The organism is Mycobacterium hackensackense (assembly GCF_025822555.1).
Classification (GTDB): Bacteria; Actinomycetota; Actinomycetes; order Mycobacteriales; family Mycobacteriaceae; genus Mycobacterium; species Mycobacterium fluoranthenivorans.
Genome location: NZ_JACKUC010000038.1, coordinates 204,947 through 223,079 on the forward strand (window position 1 = coordinate 204,947; position 18,133 = coordinate 223,079).

Sequence of the window (18,133 nt, forward strand, 5' to 3'; positions counted from 1 at the left end):
CCTGCGGGAAAGTCAGCCGTCAACCCACGGCCAGCGTGAAACCTTCCCAGGCTCGGCGACGCTCGGCCGCCGGGTCGTATTCCAGGTGGGTGTTGCGGTCGAATACCAGCACCGCACGCATGTCCTGGTCATAGCGTGGCCAGCCCTCGCCGGGGTTGCCGGTCCTGCCGAAGGTGCCCCAACGCGTCTGTACCTGCCGGCTGACGCGGCGAGCCGAGGAGCCGTCGGCGGCCGCCGTGAGCAGTCCGCCGAGGCGGGTGCGGTAGACACCGAACACCGCCAGCAGCTCTGTCGCGTGGGTGGCACCCATCCCCGACCAGTGCAGGATCCGTGGCGCATAGTCGTAGCGGTAGACGTAGGTGGGCCGGTGGCGGCTGTGCGCCTCCGCGATATCCCAACTGGCGGTGCCGAACGCGAAGTCACCACCCAGCCGGATACACGCGGCTCGGGCGGGATAGTCCGGATAGGCGGCGATGACGCGATCGCGGGTTTCGGTCCCGGTGGTCGAGAGCAGCATCTCGATGCTCTGCTCGGTGGTCGGCAGCAGCTGCATGAAACGGGTGAACAGCCTGCCTTCCTCGGCATTGCTGCCGACGACCAGCGGGATCCGGTGCGCACGGCCGCTACGCATCGCGACGACCGGGTCCTCCGGCAACAGGTCGGTACCGCAGGTGGGACCCACCGGGAACGCGCCGGGCATCTCCTTGCCCGCGCGGGCGATCAGGGTGTCCAGCGCGGCCAGCAGATCAGCCGGCCGCGCGGACATCGCCGCGCGCGCCCCATCCGTGCCGGACGCGCCGAGCAACCCGGCGAACTGCGCGGCGAACATGGCCGCCTGATCCGGGTTGCGCACCATACCGCTGGCAGCGCTCTGCGAAATCGCTTGTGCGAAAAGACCTTCTGCCTCGGGTATCGCCATCAGCGTGGCGACGGCATGCGCGCCGGCGCTCTCCCCGAAGATCGTCACATTGTCCGGGTCGCCACCGAACACCGCGATGTTCTCCCGCACCCAGCGCAGTGCCATGATCAGGTCGCGCAGGTAGAGGTTGTCGTCGATCTCGTGCTCGGGTGTGGACAATGCGGACAGATCGAAACAACCCAGCGCGCCCAGGCGGTAGTTGGCCGAGACGTACACACAGCCACCTTTGGCCAGGGCGACCCCGTCATAGATCGGTGTCGCCGAGCTGCCCATGAGGTAGCCGCCGCCGTGGATGAAGAACATCACCGGAAGGGGCCCGTCATCTGCCGGGTCCTGCGGAGCCACCACATTGAGCGTCAGACAGTCCTCGCTCATCGGCTGATATTTGCCGACACCGAGCAGTGTGTACATCCGCTGCTGTGGGGCGCAGTTGGCGAATCCATGGCAGTAACGCACCCCCGGCCAAGGCGACGCGGGGCGGGGCGCACGGTAACGCAGGGCACCGACCGGCGGTTTCGCATACGGGATCGAGCGCCAGCGGTGTACCCCGTTGCGGGTGAAACCCTCGATCGTCCCGGTGCTGATCTTCACGCGGACGGTGTGTTCGTGCATGGCCTGACGGTAGCGAACGGCTACCCTTGCCGCATGCGGATGGCAGTGGTGCTCATGGCGTCCGCGCTGGTGGCGGGGTGTTCGCAGGATATGAAGGGCGCCGCCGTGCCTGCGCCGCCACCGCTGACCGCGATCACGCCGGGCACATCCCGGCCCGCACCCAGCACCACCGCGCCGAGCTCCACGTCACCGCGACCGCCGGCACCCGGTGCACCGATCGCCGAGGTGACGCGGTGGGTGAACGCCGGCAAGGCGGTACCCGCCGAGAAGTTCGGTTCCGTCAGCCGCGACGGCACCACCACCGACGTACACGGGGTGGCATTCAGCACCGACACCGTGAGCTGCATCAGCAGCGCGCACTACAACGATGGTGCGCTGGCCTGTCTGGTGAAACTGACCAATCCGCCGCCCAAGCCGCCCGACGCGTTCACGATGTGGAAGGGCAACTGGGTGGACTTCGACGGGACCAGCGTGAACATCGGCTCACTGCACGGCGATCCCGGGCCGTTCGTGGATGGCAACGGCCCTGGCCTCTCGTCCGGCCAGACGCTGGCGTTCGGTGACTTCGCTTGCCGGGCAGACGGTGACGCGGTGATCTGCGTCAACCATGCCCACCAGACGGCGACCCGGATGCGGCCCGCCGGCGTGGACGGGTTCGGCTGCCTCGCCCCGGTCCAGGCACCACCCGATATCGGGGTGCGGCTGTCCTGCTGAGGCCGCCGAGATCGACGAAATGCCAGGGCGCTCTCGCATAAAGCCGCCCAAATGTGCATTTGGGCGGCTTTGTGCCGGATATCAGCCGAATCGGGTGGTACCGGTGACTAGGTGCCCGGTGACCTCGCTCCCGTTGATCCTCGAGGTGAGGGTGTTGCCCGACAGTTTGACGGTCTGGTCGGCCTGCTGCAGTTTGCGCTTGTTGCGGACCTGGGCCTGGAACTGCGCAGCGTTGAGCTGCTGCAGCTCGGCCTGCTCGAAGTCGCGGCCACTGATGCCGCCGTTGAACTGCACGCCGGTCACCGAGCCATCGGGCCGAATGATCCAGGAGGCCCGCGCACCGTCGAGTGCGGCGGTGTACATGCCTGCCGGGGCCGAAACCGGAGCGGCGGTGAAGTCGTAGGTGACGCCGTTCATGGTGAGCGCCCCGGTGACATCGGAGCCGGTGAAACTGGCGGCCAAGGTGTCACGGAATTTCGAGGTGATGTCGATGCTGCCGGCGGATTGATTGCCGAAGAACCAGGCTTCGTCGTCGGTGCCGTTGCAGGCGTAGGCGGTGACGGAATCACCGTCGACCGAGATGCCGATCGCCATCTTCTTGCCGTCCTTCTCGGCGTCAGCCATGTAGCGGGCCGACTGCGGGAAGGGGGTGGCGGTGCTGGTGGACGGGGCTGCGGTGGCCGATGTGGACCCCGCCTGAGTAGAGGTGCCACCGGAGCAGGCCACGGTGCCCAGGGCGAGCATCGCGGCGGCGCCGGCGAGGAGGGTGCGGGAGAACTTTCTCATGTCACCAGCATGGTCGTCGCCGGCCGGGAGTACATGGAGATTGCGTGGAGATTGCGTGGAGAACCCACGCCGACTCAGGAACGCAGGAATTCCGTCAGTTCGGACAGGAAGACCTGCCACGCGGGTTCGGCTTCGGTGAGTAGGTGATTGTTGCTCCGCAACGCCACCAGCCGGGAGTTCGGGATCAGGGCGGCCAACTCCTCCCCGTAGCGCATGGGGACACGGCGGTCGTCGGCGGAATGCATGATCAGCGTGGGGCACGCCACGTCGCGGGCCAGGTCGCGAACGTCGATGCGGCCGAACTCGTCGAGGAAGCGCACCGCGTTCTCCGGTGAGGTGGTGCGGCGCTGCAGATGGTCGAATGCCTCCCAGTCGGCACGGGCGCCGTCGGGCAGGAATTGGGCTGCGAAGACCTGCCGGAACGCCGGGTCGTCGCGACCCCAGCCCACTCGGGCCAGATCCAAATCCAGTGCGGCGGCGCGTCTCTCATCATCGCTCATCGCGCGGACAGCCCGACCGCGGGCGTACGCCCCGCACAGGATCAGGTGGGTGACCCGGTCCGGGTGCCGGGCGGCGTAGGCCACCGCCACCGCACCGCCCTGCGACACGCCCAGCAGCGGAAAGCGTTCCAGCCCAAGCGCTTCCACCACCGTCTCCAGGTCGGCGACCCAGTCATCGAAGGTGAAGTCGACGGCCTCCCAGTCCGATAGTCCACAACCACGCTCGTCGTAACGGATGAAGGTGTGCCGGGCCGCGAGGTCGCGAACCCAGTGCCGCCACACCGGGCTTTCGATGTCGTAGCCCAGGTGGGTCATCCAGTTGGCGGCCCGCACCAGCGGCGGGCCCTCCCCGGCCACGGCGTACGCCAGCCGCACGCCGTCCGCGGCGCGGCAGAACGCGATGTGTTGGCGCGGAGGCGGTGCGCTGACCGGGGCTGAGAGTGTCTCGGGGACGGTGAGGGTGCCGACGAACTGGTAGCCGCGGCCCCGGATGGTACGGATATAGCGCTGGGATTCGCCGTCATCGCCGAGTGCCCGGCGAGCCGCTTTGATCCGGCTGGTCAGCGCCGCTTCTCCGACGAACCGGCCGCCCCAGACCGTGTCGAACAGTTCTTCTTTGGTGAGGAACCTGTCGTGGTTGCGCACCAGCTGGGTCATCACATCGAAGACCTGCGGTTCGACCCGCACCACCTCGCCGCCACGGCGCAGCTCGTAACGCTGGGTATCCAGCACGAACTCGTCGAATCGCCACACGCCGGCAGGGCCATCAGGTGCGGGGGCGGACACCGCGCCATCGTAGCTGTGAGACTCCTGCGTGGGGGTCTCCGCGGAACCTGGGTCTCAGCGCCAGCCGTCGGCGGCCTTGGCGGCCTGGATCAGTACCTCGCACAGGTCCCGGAGTTCGGATCCGTCTGCGCCCTCTTGCAAGGCGGTGGCGATGTCCTCGGCCGCACACCGCACCTGGTAGACCCGGTCGGACAGGTCGGCGGCCTCGTCGGCGGTCAGCACCACGGCGTCTGGTGCGAACGAGGTGCCCTTGACCTGTGCCCGCTGCTCGTAGGCACGCTGTCGGCAGGACTGGCGGCAGTACTGGCGGCGGCGTCCCATCCCGGCGTCGGCGACCTCACGGCCGCACCACCGGCACGGCTGCGCACGGGCGCGGCGACGCGGCTGGCTGGATGCCGGAGAAGGCGCTGCTGCGGTCACGAATCCCGACTGTAGACCCGTGGGCCGGTGGATCCGGGAATTGGCACGGCGGGCTGGTAACACAGACACGAGACAGGCAACTTTGAGGGACGGCACGCTATCCTCTTTGGCTGAGTCAGGAACTTCGCGGGCACCGTCTGCGTTGAAACTGCGGACGAAATACAGCCGGCAAGAGGAGTGTTGACGATGGCCGATCGCGTTCTGAGAGGCAGCCGCCTCGGAGCTGTGAGCTACGAGACCGACCGCAACCATGATCTGGCGCCGCGTCAGGTGGCGCGCTACCGCACCGACAACGGCGAGGAATTCGATGTGCCGTTCGCCGACGACGCGGAGATTCCCGGCACCTGGACGTGCCGCAACGGGATGGAAGGCACCCTCATCGAAGGTGACGTTCCGGAGCCCAAGAAGGTGAAGCCGCCCCGCACGCACTGGGACATGCTGTTGGAGCGTCGCTCCGTCGAAGAGCTCGACGAACTGCTCAAGGAGCGTCTGGAGATCATCAAGACCCGCCGCCGCGGGTCCTGACCTGCGGTGTGGCGTGCACATCCGGTACGGGTGGGCACGCCACTTCCGAGGTGGTCAGCGGGCGATGCCGCGGGCCCGGTCGAGTCGGCCCCGGATCCCCCACTCGGCGACCTTGGACATCGCCTCCCGGATGTTCGAGCCGCTCATCTTCGATACGCCGAGTTCACGCTCGGTGAACGTGATGGGCACCTCCACGACGGTGAACCCGGCATTGATGGCCCGCCAGGTCAGATCGATCTGGAAGCAGTAGCCCTTCGAGTCGACCGCGCCGAGATCGATCTTCTCCAGCACCTCGCGCCGGTAGGCGCGGTAGCCGGCGGTGATGTCGTTGATATCGACCCCGAGCAGCACGCGCGAATACGTGTTGGCGGTTCGCGACAGCGCAAGCCGGCGCCAGGGCCAGTTGCGCACCGTTCCGCCCGGCACGTAGCGCGAGCCGATCGCCAGATCCGCACCGGCGTCGACCGCCTCGAGCAGCCGGCTCAGCTCTTCGGGGGCATGGCTGCCGTCGGCGTCCATCTCCACCAGCACCGTGTACTCGCGGCCCAGCCCCCAGGCGAACCCGGCGAGGTACGCGGCACCGAGGCCGTCTTTGCTGACCCGGTGCATGACATGCACGCGGTCCGGATCGGCCAGGGCAAGTTCGTCGGCCAGCTGGCCGGTACCGTCCGGGCTTCCGTCATCGACGATCAGCACATGTACGTCGGGCCGGGCGGCGTGCACGCGGCCCACGATGAGCGGGAGGTTCTCCCGCTCGTTATAGGTCGGAATGATCACCAGCGTGCGCCGGCTCGGCGACGCCGGGTTGCCCGGTCGCTCCGCTCCTGTCCCAGGAGTGGTCATGTGCTTCCTGTGTCCTTACTGCCCGGATCGGGCTCGTCTGCATGGCCCCCGTCGGGCTGCAAATCTGTTTCACCGGATCCTGCGGTCCGGCGCCTTGGCACGAAGCTCCCATTGTGCAGCATGGCCGCGATCACAGCGGCAACGCCGATCGCCAGAAGCGCTATCTGGACGGCCGGGGCCCACTGTGTCGCAAAGGTGAGGTTGGATTTGAGCCGCACCGCGGCGTCGAGATAACCCGGTTCGAAGAACTCGGTGCTGGCCAGTTCGTGGCCGTCCGGCGCGATGATCGCGCTGATCCCGACGGTGCCGGCCACCACCACGTAGCGGTCGTGTTCGACGGCGCGCAGCCGGGCGAAAGCCAGCTGCTGGGCACTCATCGCGGCGTTGAATGTCGCGTTGTTGGCGGGAACGGCGAGCAGTTGGGCACCGTTGAGCACGGATTCGCGGGCGGCCCGGTCGAAGATCACCTCCCAGCAGGTGGTGATGCCGATCGGGATGCCTGCGGCCGTCACCACACCGTTGCCTGCACCCGGGACGAAGTAGCCGGCGCGATCGGCGTAGGACGAGATGTGCCGGAAGAGACTGCGCCAGGGCAGATATTCGCCGAAGGGTTGGACGATCTTCTTGTCGTGGCGTTCCCCGGGCCCGGTCAGCCCATCCCAGACCAGCACCGTATTGGTCGCGACGGGGGTTTCCGGCGTGAAGCCGGGGGCGCGCAGGACGGTGCCGACCAGGATCGGCGCATGGATGGCCCGGGCTGCTTCGGAGATCTCCGCACCGGCGTCGGCATTGATCAGCGGGTCGATATCCGACGAGTTCTCCGGCCAGATCACGACCATGGGCTGCGGCGCGCGGCCGGCCTGGACATCCTCGGCCAGCCGCAGGGTCTCGTTGACGTGGTTGTCCAGCACCGCCCGCCGCTGGGCGTTGAAATCGAGCCCGAGACGCGGGACGTTGCCCTGTATCGCCGCGACGGTCACCGACGGGTGCTCACCGGAACCGGCGCCGGCCTTGTGCACCGCGGGCCACACCAGCGCAGTGCCCAGGAGTACGACGGACAGGCACACGCCGGGTAGCACGATCTCGGGACGGGCGGCGTCGGAGGACGCGGCGGCATGATCGGGGTGACTGCGCCGCCACCACAGCACGATTTCCAGTGCGATCGCGGTGAGACTGAATCCGACCAGCGCCACGGCGGCCGACACCAGCGGTGCGCCGCCGAGCTGTGCCAGCGGCAGCAGCGGCCCACCGGCCTGACCGAAGCCGACGACACCCCACGGAAAACCGCCGAACGGCACCACGGATTTGAGCCATTCACCGACCGCCCACTCGGCGGCGAACCACACCGGCCAGCCGGGTAGTTGGCGCACCACCACCGCCAGCAGCCCGAACAGTGCGGGGAACAGCGCCTGCAGCAACGCCAGCGCCAGCCACGGCAGTGTGCCGACCAGATTGCCGATCCACGGCAGCAGCGGGACGTAGAACGCCAGACCGAACACCAGCCCGTAGCCGAACCCGCCGGCGCGGGTGGTCTGAGTGCGGGTCAGCACCCAGCCCAGCAGCGCCAGCGACAGAAATGCGCAGTACCACCAGCCCCACGGCGGGAAACTCGCACACATCAGCAGGCCGGCGACCAGTGACACCGCGAACCTGGGCAGCCGCGGCAGCGTGATCTGGCGCAACCGGGCGCCGAGTCGGGCCAGCCGTCCAGGGCCGCTGCGTTCTGGCTCGGTTTCGGCTGCGGTCTCGGTTTCGGTCTCCGGTGCCGTCTCGACTTCGGGCTCGGTGTCAGCCATACAGGACCACACCCCGGTGCACGGTCCGCAGGCAGCGCGGCGACCGTTCCGGTGTCAGCCTCGGCAACGCGGGCACCCGGGATCGCGGATCGGTGGACCACCGCTGCACGGCCTCGGTGGCCGGGATGCTCACCTCCAGATCGCCGGCATCCCAGATCGCGTAGGACGCGGGCGCACCCGGCACCAGCGTGCCGGTGACTCCGTCGCGCACACCCGAGGCCCGCCACGCACCGCGTGTTGCCGCGGAGAACGCCGCGCGCGCGGACACCGCGCTGCCCGGGGTGCGATGTTCGGCGGCGGCGCGCACGGATTGCCACGGGTCAAGCCCGGTGACCGGACTGTCGGAGCCGAAGGCGAGTGGCACGCCTTGGGATGCTAACAGCGCGAAGGGGTTGAGTTTGCCGGCTCGGTCAACCCCGAGACGTTGGGCGTACATACCGTCCGGCCCGCCCCAGAGGGCGTCGAAGTTGGGTTGCATGCTCGCGATGACGCCCACGGCGCCCAGCCGCTCGGCCTGCTCCGGCTCGACCATCTCCAGGTGTTCCAGTCGGTGCCCGCAGCGGGCGACCGCAGGCCCCCCGAACCGGTCGGCCACGACCTGGAGGGCATTGACGACCGTGGTGACGGCGGCGTCGCCGATCACGTGGAAACCGGCCGTGATCCCGGCTTCGGTGCATGCCAACAGATGAGCAGTGACCGCCGCGGCGTCCAGGTAGCTGTTGCCGCAGGTGTGCGGGGCATCCGCGTAGGGCTCGTGCAACCAGGCGGTTCGCGACCCGAGGGCACCGTCGACGAACAGGTCGCCGGCCAGCCCGCGCGCGCCGGTGCGTTCGACAAGGGCTCGGGCCGCTTCGGCGCTTCCCACCGCCTCACCCCAATAGCCGATGACCTCGACACCGTGATCGAGGGACCGCAGCGCATCCCAGTCGTCCAGTCCACCGATATCCGGGCCGGCGCATTCGTGCACGGCGGCGATCCCGAGGGCGGCGGCGGCATCCAGCGCGGCATGCTGGGCACCTTTGCGCTGCTCGGGTGACAGCAGATCCCGGGCGGCGGCCCGTGCGGCGTGGTGCGCGTCGGCGGTCAGCGGCAGCTGCGGGTGGTACCCGGGTACGGCCGCCAGGTCGGCGACGGTGCTGCGCAGACCTGTCGATGCCACAGCGGAGTGCACGTCGACCCGGCTCAGATAGGCGGGCCGCCCGCCCAGCACGGCGTCGAGATCGGCTGTGGTCGGCGGTGCCGCGTCCGGCCAGCCCGTCTCATCCCAGCCGTGTCCCCAGACGATGCCGTCGGGATGGGCGGCCGCATACTCGGCGACCAGGCGCAGGCAGTCCGCATGCGACCGCGCGGTGCGCAGATCCAGCCCGGTCAGCGCCAGCCCGGTCGCTGTCGCGTGCACATGACTGTCCACGAACGCCGGAGCGACGAAGGCACCCGCGAGATCGACCACCTCGGCGAGTGGGAACTCGCTGCGGGCGGCGTCATCGGAGCCCAGCCAGACGACCAGGCCGTCGCGTATCGCCATGGCGGTGGCATCAGGGGCGACCGGGCTGTGCACGCGCCCGTTGAGTAGCAGAGTGGTCACGAGGGTGACAGGGTACTCAGTCGGCGCGTCGGTCCAGCGGGGTCGGGGTGATCACCTCGTCGACCACGTCGATGACCTCACCGTCGACGTAATCGCCGTGCACGGTGGTCGCAGTGGTCGCGGTGCTGCTGTAGACCATGACCGGCACCGCGCGGCTGAGCTGGCGATTGATCAGGCGGTTGGCCAGCGGCCGGGCGGCGACCCTGGTCGGCGGGAGGAGTAGCAGCGCCCCCACCAGCGAGCTGGCCAGACCGGGGATGGCCACCAGCACCGTGCCCAGCGCGATCAGCACGCTGTCGGTGGCCAGCGAGGGGTCGTTCGCGCCGGGGCGAGCGAAGCGGGAGTCAGAACGGCTGCGCAGCGCCCCCTGCAGGCGAGCGAGCTGACGGGTCAGCTGCGCGCCGGCCAACGCCAGCCCCAGTCCGAATACGGCCAGCAGGGCCAGCACTGTCCACCCGAACCCGATGGTCGACACCAAGCCCACGACCACCGCCAGTTCGACGAGGACGTAGACGAGGAACAGTCGCATTGCCATATCCGGTCAACGCACGAGAGCGCGAACTGGTTCCTAAGCCTCGACGGGCTGAACCTCGATCGCGGCGTGCACCTTGTCGACACCGCCGCGCAGGACGGCCTGCGGGATCCACCACCACGCGTGCCACCAGTAGCGCCTGGTGACCATGTCGAACACCCGCCGGGTCTCGGTCTTCGGCAGATTGCGGGCGACGGCCTCGACCGGTTCACCTTTGACCTTGCCCAGTACGCCGCACTTCTGGATGGTGACCCGCGGGGTGTTGTTGATCCGCTTGGTCTTCCAGGAGCCGTCGTCGGTGGCGATCAGCAACGTGCCCTCGTGGGGCACGCCCCAGACGGTCGTGGGCTTGGGACGGCCGTCCTTGGTGAACGTGGTGAGCAGCAGGTACTTCTCGCGGTGGACGTCGTCGAAGGTCGGGGCCATGTGCTCATTCTGCGCGATGCGCGCGGACGAGCCATGCGGTCAGAAGATCACCGTCTCGTTGTCGTGGCGCAGGATGCGGTCCTGGCAATGCCACAGCACCGCGCGGGACAGCACGGCCCGCTCGACGTCGGCGCCGAGGCGCACCAGATCCTCGACGGCGTGGGTGTGGTCCACGCGCACCACGTCCTGTTCGATGATCGGGCCCTCGTCGAGGTCGGCCGTGACGTAATGCGCGGTCGCACCGATCAGCTTGACCCCGCGCTCCCGGGCGCGACGGTAGGTGTTGGCGCCGATGAACGCCGGCAGAAACGAATGATGGATGTTGATCAGCGGGCACCCGATCTCGTCCAGGAACTCCGGCGTGACGATCTGCATGTAGCGCGCGAGTATCACCAGATCCACGTTGCCCCGCAGCAGTTCCAGCTGCCGCTGCTCGGCTTCGGCGCGGGTGTCGCGGGTGGCCGGTATGTAGACAAAGGGCACGTTGAACGCCCGCACCTGCTCGGCCAAATCGGGATGGTTGGCGATCACCATCACCACCGTCATATCCAGCTCGCCCCTGCGGTTGCGCCACAGCAGATCGAGCAGGCAGTGGTCGGCGGTGGAGGCGAAGATGGCGACCCGTTTGGGCTTGGCGGCCTCGGTGAACCGGTAGTCGATATCGAACCGGGCGGCGAGCTCGGCGAATTCCCGATCCAGTTCAGGGCTTGCGGCGGTGAGTCCGGGCAGATGAAACACGGTGCGCTGCAGGAACGTTCCGCCCTCGGGCTGGGTGGAGTGCTGGTCCAGCGAAATGATGTTGGCGCCTGCACGGGTCAGGAAGGTCGATACCGCGGCGACGATGCCGGCCCGGTCGGGACAGGTCAGCACCAACCTGCCGATATCTGCGTGCCGTGCGGCGCCTCGACTAGACGGCTGCACGGAGTTCGAGACCGACATTGTTCTTCATGCCGCCGCGCAGCTTGGAGAACAGGTTGAACGTCTTTCCGAGCAGTCCGTACCGCGCCCCGATCGCGTCGTAGACCTTGCCGATCTGGGACTGGTCCAGGATGGCGGCGGTCGCCTCGACCGCCTCGCTCTTGGCGTTGCCGCGGCGATCACAGATCGCGACCGTGACCCGCGGGGTGTTGCGGATCCGCTTGACCTTCCAGGACTTTCCCTGGGTGATGACCAACAGCCGGTCCCCATCCGGCGCCGCCCAGATGGCCGTCGGTTTGGCCCGGCCGTCCTTGGTGAACGTGGTCAGCAGGATGTATTCGGCCTTGGCGACATCGGCGAAGTTAAGTGCCATGACTGTGAATCTAGTGGGCACCCGGAAATACCGGGAAACTCAGCCTTCCAGATCGCCTTCGGTCTCCAACAACACCTGGCGCAACCCGTCGAGGGTGTCCGCTTCCGGCTGCGCCCACATCCCCCGGCCGGCCGCCTCCAGCAACCGCTCCGCCATCCCGTGCAGGGCCCACGGATTGGACTCGGACATGAACTTGCGGTTCTCCGGGTCCAGCACATAGGAGGCGCTCAACTGTTCGTACATCCAGTCCGACATCACGTGGGCGGTCGCGTCGTAGCCGAACAGGTAGTCGACGGTGGCGGCCATCTCGAAGGCACCCTTGTAGCCGTGGCGACGCATCGCGTTGATCCAGCGCGGGTTCACCACGCGGGCCCGGAACACCCGGGTGGTCTCCTCGCTGAGGGTGCGGGTGCGCACGGCGTCGGGCCGGGTGTTGTCGCCGATATAGGCCGCCGGGTCCGCACCTGTGAGCGCCCGCACCGTCGCGATCATGCCGCCGTGGTACTGGAAATAGTCGTCCGAGTCGGCGATGTCGTGCTCACGGGTGTCGGTGTTCTTGGCCGCCACCGCGATCCGACGATAGGCCTTGTTCATATCGTCGGCGGCGGGTGCGCCGTCCAGGTCCCGGCCGTAGGCGAAACCACCCCAGGCGGTGTAGACCTGTGCCAGATCGTTGTCGTCGCGCCAGTTGCGGCTGTCGATGAGTTGCAGCAGCCCAGCCCCGTAGGTGCCCGGTTTGGACCCGAAAATTCTTGTGGTGGCTCGGCGTTCGTCACGATGCTCGGCGATGTCGGCCTGGCTGTGCGCCCGGACGTAGTTGTCCTCGGGCGCCTCATCCAGGCCGGCAACCAGCCGAACCGCGTCGTCGAGCATGGTGACCACGTGTGGGAAGGCATCCCGGAAGAAACCGGAGATGCGGACGGTGACGTCGATCCGGGGCCGGCCCAGCTCGGCGAGCGTGATCGGCTCCAGGCTCACCACCCGCCGCGAGGCGTCATCCCACACCGGCCGGACACCCAGCAGCGCAAGCACTTCGGCGATATCGTCGCCGGCCGTGCGCATCGCCGACGTACCCCACACCGACAGGCCGACCGAGGCCGGCCACCGGCCGTGATCGGTGCGGTAGCGCTCCAGCAGGGACTCGGCCATAGCCACCCCGGTGTCCCATGCGAGCCGGGACGGCACCGCCTTAGGGTCCACCGAGTAGAAGTTGCGCCCGGTGGGCAAGACGTTGACCAGCCCGCGCAGCGGCGACCCCGAGGGGCCGGCCGGGATGTAGTGCCCGTCGAGTGCGCGCAGCACCGCGTCGATCTCACCGTCGGTGCCACGCAGCCGGGGCACCACCTCGTCGGCGGCGAACCGCAGGATGGCGGCCACCGTCGGATCCTCGGTCAGCCCGTCGACCGCCGCACTGTCCCAACCACTGGCCTGCAGGGCCGCGACGAGTTCACGGGCCCGGGCCTCGGCGGCGTCCACGCTGGCCTTGTCGGCAGTGCCGTCCTCGGCCAGCCCGAGCGCCTGACGCAGCCCCGGCACAGTCTGCTCGCCGCCGAACAGCTGGCGGGCGCGCAGGATGGCCAGGACCAGATCGAGTTCGGCCTCCCCCACCGGCGCCTGGCCGAGGATGTGCAGACCGTCGCGGATCTGGACATCCTTGATCTCGCACAGCCACCCGTCGACGTGCAGCAGCATGTCGTCGAAGGAGTCCTCATCCGGGCGGTCTTCCAGGCCCAGATCGTGGTCCATCTTGGCCGCGCGCATCAGGGTCCAGATCTGCTGACGGATGGCCGGCAGCTTGGCCGGGTCCAACGCCGAGACATTGGAGTGCTCGTCGAGCAACTGCTCAAGACGCGCGATGTCGCCGTAGGTTTCGGCGCGCGCCATCGGCGGGATCAGGTGGTCGACCAGAGTGGCGTGGGCGCGCCGCTTCGCCTGGGTGCCCTCGCCCGGATCGTTGACCAGGAACGGGTAGATCAGCGGCAGATCGCCGAGCGCGGCATCGGGTCCGCACCCCGCCGACAGCCCGAGGGTCTTGCCGGGCAACCATTCCAGGTTGCCGTGCTTACCCAGGTGCACGACGGCATCCGCCTTGAAGGAGTCGCCGAATTCGTCATCCACCCAGCGATAGGCCGCCAGGTAGTGGTGACTGGGCGGCAGATCGGGGTCGTGATAGATCGCCACCGGGTTTTCGCCGAACCCGCGCGGCGGCTGCACCAGCACCACGGTGTTGCCCGACTGCATTGCGGCGATGACGATCTCACCGTCCGGATCGCGACTGCGGTCGACGAACAGCTCACCCGGCGGCGGGCCCCAGTGCTTCACGATCGCTTCGGCGAAATCTTGCGGCAGGGTGGCGAACCAGGCCCGGTAGTCCTTGGCCGAGACGCGGATCGGGTTGGCCTCCAGGGCATCCGGCGTCAGCCAGTCGGGATCCTGGCCACCGCGTTCGATGAGTGCGTGCACCAACGCGTCACCATCCCCGGCATCGACACCGGGCACTTCGCCGATGTCGTAGCCTGCCTGGCGCATGGCGCGCAGCAGGGCGACGGCGCTGGCCGGCGTGTCCAGCCCGACGGCGTTGCCGATGCGGGCGTGCTTGGTCGGGTATGCCGAGAACACCAGGGCGACCCGCTTGTCGGCGGGCGCGATGTGACGCAGTTTCGCGTGCCGGACGGCCAGCCCGGCGACGCGTGCACAGCGTTCCTTGTCTGCGGCATAGGTGATGAGGCCCTCGTCGTCGATCTCCTTGAAGGAGAACGGGACGGTGATGATGCGGCCGTCGAACTCCGGTACCGCGACCTGGGTGGCGACGTCCAGTGGGGACATGCCGTCGTCGTTGTCCGCCCATCGGGCCCGTGAACTGGTCAGGCACAGCCCTTGCAGGATCGGAATATCAAGGGCCGCAAGATGCGCGACGTTCCAGCTGTCGTCGGAACCGCCGGCGGTGGCCATGGCCGGTGTGGCGCCACCGGCCGCCAGTACCGTGGTGACGAGCGCATCGGCGGTGCCGAGCAGCTGCAGGAGCTCGGGTTCGGCGGTGCGCAGCGACGCGCAGTAGACCGGCAGCGCCCTGCCGCCGGCCGCGTCGATGGCATCGCACAGCGCCTCGACGTAGCCGGTGTTGCCGGCCAGATGTTGGGCGCGGTAGTACAGCACTGCCACGGTCGGACCGACTGCGGCGCCGTCCCGTTCCAGCACACCCCAGGTGGGGATGCTGACCGGCGGTTCGAAACCGATACCCGTCATCAGCAGGGTGTCGGACAGGAACGCGTGCAGACCGCGCAGGTTCTCGGTGCCGCCCTGGGCCAGATAGATGTGCGCCTGCAGCGCCACCCCCGCGGGCACGGTGGAATGCCGCATCAATTCGGCGTCGGGCGACTGCTCCCCCGACAGCACGATGGTCGGGACGCCGCTGCCAATGATGGCGTCGATACCCTGCTGCCAGCTGCGGTATCCGCCGAGAATGCGCACGATCGCGACGTCGACACCGTCGAGCAGGGTGGTGAGCTCGGCGTCGAGCTCATCCTCAAGCAGCCGCGACGGGTTGGCCCACCGATACTCCGCGCTCGAGGCGCGGGCGGTGATCAGGTCGGTATCGGACGTGGACAGCAGCAGGACAGACGGCACCGTCTATTCGTACCGCACGACCTGCGCTGCCCGGTCGGCGCCGTCAGCGCTCCGAGCGGCTCCAGCGGCCGTACCACGAATCCTGATACGGCGTCGCGAGGGCACCGAACACGAGGGCCACGCCGATTCCGATGGCGATGAGTGAAACCATTGGTCACTCCTTTCTTCTGGCTGAAATCTACTTCCCGGGACCGCCGGTACCGGCTTTTTGTGCCGGACGAGACAGCCGCCACGCGGACGTGAGACACATCACACTGATGGCCGCGGGATACCCGTTGAACTGGTATTTGCCGTCACCGTTCGGCTTTCTGATCGGCCCTAGCCAAACCATTTACGGGACGCGCGCCGACTGGCGCAATGGGGAGATGAGTCCTCGCAATTCGATCAGCGTCACGAAACTCGGTGCGAATATCGGCGCCCGAATCGACGGCGTGCGGCTGTCCGCCGATCTCGACGGCCCCACCGTCGAGGCCATCAACGACGCCCTGCTCACGCACAAGGTCATCTTCTTCGGGAACCAAGAGCATCTCGACGACGCCGGCCAGCTCGCGTTCGCCGGCCTGCTGGGCACCCCGACGGGAGCTCATCCGACGGTGACCTCCCGGGGCGCGCACATCCTGCCCATCGATTCGCGCTACGACAAGGCCAACAGCTGGCATACCGATGTCACCTTCGTCGACCGGATTCCCAAGGCGTCGCTGCTGCGCGCGGTGACCCTGCCCGAATACGGCGGCACCACCGTCTGGGCCAACACCCAGGCCGCTTACGAGCAGCTGCCGCCGCCGCTGCGCGCGCTGGTGGACAACCTGTGGGCGGTCCACACCAATCAGTACGACTACGCCTCGGATGCCGCCGCCGACCTGGAGAAACTGTCCGCCAACACCCGTGAGTACCGCGAGGAGTTCGTATCCGAGTACTTCGAGACCGAGCACCCGGTGGTGCGGGTGCACCCGGAGACGGGACGGCGGGTGCTGTTGCTCGGACACTTCATCAAACGCTTCATCGGCTTGGGGAGCACCGAATCGGCGACCTTGTTCAATCTGCTGCAGGCCCGAGTCATCAAGCTGGAGAACACCGTTCGGTGGTCCTGGTCGCCCGGCGACCTGGCGATCTGGGACAACCGGGCCACCCAGCACTACGCGGTGGCCGACTACGACGACCAGTTCCGCTACCTGAGTCGGGTGACGCTGGCCGGTGATATCCCGGTCGATGTCCACGGCCGGTCCAGCCGGGCGGTGGCCGGTGACGCGTCGCGGTACTCCGAGGTGGTCAGCCCGGTACGGCTGGCCGGTTGAGCGGCTAGAGCCGGCCCATCTCCCGCGCCAACAGCGCGTCCTCGAGGAATTCGTAGCGTTTGCATTCGTGGTGCTCGTGCGGTTCCACCACGGCATGGATTTTTGCTCCCGCGGCATGTGCCGCGTCGGTGAGCCTGCGCACGTCCGGGTGCGGCAGATGGAGAGGTAGGTGACTGGTCAAGCTGGTCATGTCGATCACTTCCCGTGCTTCTTTGCCCAAATCGCGGGCATGGTCCAAAACTAGGAGCGCGGGAGTATTGACGATTGCGTAGACCGGTACTCGATTTGTGGCCGCATACCGGTGCCGGTACGCAGGTCGTACGGTAGAGACGTGGCCCGGGTCCGTGACGACGATGCGTGCCCCGGTGCCCTCCAGGTACACCGGGCCGCCGATGGTGCGCTGATCAGGATTCGGCTGGCCGGTGGCGCGATCACCCCGGCGCAACTCGCCGCGCTCGCTCACACCGCCGAGCAATTCGGCTCACCGGCAATGGAACTCACCTCGCGCGGCAATATCCAGATCAGGGCGATCACGGATACCGCCGCGGTGGCCTCGGCGATTGCGGCCGCCGGGCTGCTGCCCTCGCCCACCCATGAGCGGGTGCGCAACATCGTCGCCTCCCCGCTGTCCGGGCGCAGCGGCGACCTCGTCGACGTCCGGCCACTGGTGACCGAACTGGACGCCGCGTTGTGCGCCGCTCCGGAACTGGCCGGCCTGCCGGGGCGGTTTCAGTTCGCCCTCGACGACGGCAGCGGCGACGTCTCCGGACTGCGCCCCGATGTCGGGGTGCACGCGGTCGATGCAGACACCTTCGCCGTGATCCTGGCCGGCCGGGACAGCGGCGTGCGCATCCCGTTCGGCGCGGCGGCCCCGACACTGATCTCGGTCGCGCAGCGCTTCGTCCAGGTCAGAGGTACCGCGTGGCGCGTCGCCGAACTCGCCGACGCGGCCGTGCTGCTCGACGGCGCACGGCAGGGGCCGCACTACCCCGCCGTCTCCTGCCCGCCGGATCAACTCCCCGGGTCGCTTCGCTCCTGCCCGCCGGTGGGCTGGATCACCCAGCGTGACGGGTTGGTCAGCCTCGGCGCCGCGGTGCCGCTGGGCGTGCTGCAGGCCCGGGTCGCCGAGTTCCTGGCCGCCATCGAGGCACCACTGATCATCACGCCGTGGCGCTCGGTGGTCATCGGCGATCTCGACGAAGGTGTCGCCGACACGGCGCTACGGGTGCTCGCCCCCCTGGGTCTGGTGTTCGACGAGTCGTCCCCCTGGCTGCGCCTGAGTGCCTGCACGGGACGGCCCGGATGTGACAAATCTCTCTCTGATGTGCGTGCTGACGCACACGCGGCGCTGAACGACGGCGCGCCGGGGGTTCACCGTCATTTCGTTGGCTGCCCACGGGCCTGCGGCAGTCCCTCGGGGGCAGAGGTACTGATCGCCACCGGACACGGCTACCAGGGCCGTCACCCGTAGGGTGA

17 protein-coding genes are annotated in these 18,133 nt (G+C 68.3%); 4 read left to right on the plus strand and 13 right to left on the minus strand.

Features of this window, described 5'->3' with window-relative positions; translation table 11 throughout:
* Positions 1-19: 19 nt before the first annotated feature.
* Positions 20-1,531, minus strand: a complete 1,512-nt coding sequence (locus H7J86_RS29700) for a carboxylesterase/lipase family protein (protein WP_267295355.1) — start codon at positions 1,529-1,531, stop codon at positions 20-22.
* Between the two features lie 33 nt (positions 1,532-1,564).
* Here H7J86_RS29700 and H7J86_RS29705 point away from each other — a divergent pair, with 33 nt between their 5' ends.
* On the plus strand, positions 1,565-2,245 hold the full coding sequence (locus tag H7J86_RS29705; RefSeq protein WP_267295356.1) for an RAD23 family protein: 681 nt from the start codon (positions 1,565-1,567) through the stop codon (positions 2,243-2,245).
* 81 nt (positions 2,246-2,326) lie between these two features.
* On the opposite strand, the gene H7J86_RS29710 is transcribed toward H7J86_RS29705, so the two are convergent.
* From H7J86_RS29710 to H7J86_RS29720, 3 genes are all read right to left on the minus strand, one after another.
* Entirely contained in the window at positions 2,327-3,031 is a 705-nt protein-coding gene (locus H7J86_RS29710) for a hypothetical protein (protein ID WP_187095504.1), read from the minus strand.
* Between the two features lie 74 nt (positions 3,032-3,105).
* A complete protein-coding gene (locus H7J86_RS29715) occupies positions 3,106-4,317 on the minus strand; it encodes an alpha/beta hydrolase (RefSeq protein ID WP_267295357.1) in 1,212 nt (403 codons plus the stop codon).
* Positions 4,318-4,371: 54 nt separating this feature from the next.
* Positions 4,372-4,737, minus strand: a complete 366-nt coding sequence (locus H7J86_RS29720; RefSeq protein WP_267295358.1) for a transcriptional regulator — start codon at positions 4,735-4,737, stop codon at positions 4,372-4,374.
* Between the two features lie 186 nt (positions 4,738-4,923).
* Between H7J86_RS29720 and H7J86_RS29725 the strand changes: the two genes are divergently transcribed.
* Positions 4,924-5,262 carry an RNA polymerase-binding protein RbpA gene (locus tag H7J86_RS29725; protein ID WP_090358198.1) on the plus strand — a complete coding sequence of 113 codons (339 nt, stop codon included), beginning with the start codon at positions 4,924-4,926 and terminating at the stop codon, positions 5,260-5,262.
* A 54-nt stretch (positions 5,263-5,316) separates the two neighbouring features.
* Here the strand turns inward: H7J86_RS29725 and H7J86_RS29730 are convergent, their stop codons facing one another.
* From H7J86_RS29730 to cobN, 8 genes are read right to left on the minus strand one after another with little or no spacing between them, the layout of a single operon-like run.
* Positions 5,317-6,105 carry a polyprenol monophosphomannose synthase gene (locus H7J86_RS29730; RefSeq protein ID WP_372517353.1) on the minus strand — a complete coding sequence of 263 codons (789 nt, stop codon included), beginning with the start codon at positions 6,103-6,105 and terminating at the stop codon, positions 5,317-5,319.
* Positions 6,102-7,901 (minus strand): apolipoprotein N-acyltransferase, encoded by a 1,800-nt coding sequence (lnt, locus tag H7J86_RS29735; protein WP_267295359.1) that lies wholly within the window; start codon positions 7,899-7,901, stop codon positions 6,102-6,104. Before lnt ends, H7J86_RS29730 begins: the two co-directional genes overlap by 4 nt.
* On the minus strand, positions 7,894-9,486 hold the full coding sequence (locus tag H7J86_RS29740) for an amidohydrolase (RefSeq protein ID WP_267295360.1): 1,593 nt from the start codon (positions 9,484-9,486) through the stop codon (positions 7,894-7,896). Before H7J86_RS29740 ends, lnt begins: the two co-directional genes overlap by 8 nt.
* Positions 9,487-9,502: 16 nt before the next feature.
* Complete coding sequence (locus H7J86_RS29745; RefSeq protein WP_267295361.1) at positions 9,503-10,021, minus strand: FxsA family protein; 519 nt, start codon at positions 10,019-10,021, stop codon at positions 9,503-9,505.
* A 33-nt stretch (positions 10,022-10,054) separates the two neighbouring features.
* Positions 10,055-10,444 carry a PPOX class F420-dependent oxidoreductase gene (locus H7J86_RS29750; RefSeq protein ID WP_267295364.1) on the minus strand — a complete coding sequence of 130 codons (390 nt, stop codon included), beginning with the start codon at positions 10,442-10,444 and terminating at the stop codon, positions 10,055-10,057.
* A gap of 39 nt (positions 10,445-10,483) precedes the next feature.
* A complete protein-coding gene (gene purU / locus H7J86_RS29755; RefSeq protein ID WP_187095499.1) occupies positions 10,484-11,383 on the minus strand; it encodes a formyltetrahydrofolate deformylase in 900 nt (299 codons plus the stop codon).
* Entirely contained in the window at positions 11,352-11,735 is a 384-nt protein-coding gene (locus H7J86_RS29760) for a PPOX class F420-dependent oxidoreductase (RefSeq protein ID WP_267295366.1), read from the minus strand. The genes purU and H7J86_RS29760 overlap by 32 nt, the downstream gene beginning before the upstream one ends.
* Positions 11,736-11,774: 39 nt before the next feature.
* A complete protein-coding gene (cobN, locus tag H7J86_RS29765) occupies positions 11,775-15,362 on the minus strand; it encodes a cobaltochelatase subunit CobN (protein ID WP_267295368.1) in 3,588 nt (1,195 codons plus the stop codon).
* Between the two features lie 365 nt (positions 15,363-15,727).
* Between cobN and H7J86_RS29770 the strand changes: the two genes are divergently transcribed.
* A complete protein-coding gene (locus H7J86_RS29770) occupies positions 15,728-16,657 on the plus strand; it encodes a TauD/TfdA dioxygenase family protein (RefSeq protein ID WP_090357668.1) in 930 nt (309 codons plus the stop codon).
* A 4-nt stretch (positions 16,658-16,661) separates the two neighbouring features.
* Here the strand turns inward: H7J86_RS29770 and H7J86_RS29775 are convergent, their stop codons facing one another.
* Positions 16,662-16,847 (minus strand): hypothetical protein, encoded by a 186-nt coding sequence (locus H7J86_RS29775; protein WP_139169957.1) that lies wholly within the window; start codon positions 16,845-16,847, stop codon positions 16,662-16,664.
* Between the two features lie 141 nt (positions 16,848-16,988).
* Here H7J86_RS29775 and cobG point away from each other — a divergent pair, with 141 nt between their 5' ends.
* Entirely contained in the window at positions 16,989-18,128 is a 1,140-nt protein-coding gene (gene cobG / locus H7J86_RS29780) for a precorrin-3B synthase (RefSeq protein ID WP_267295371.1), read from the plus strand.
* Positions 18,129-18,133: the final 5 nt, after the last annotated feature.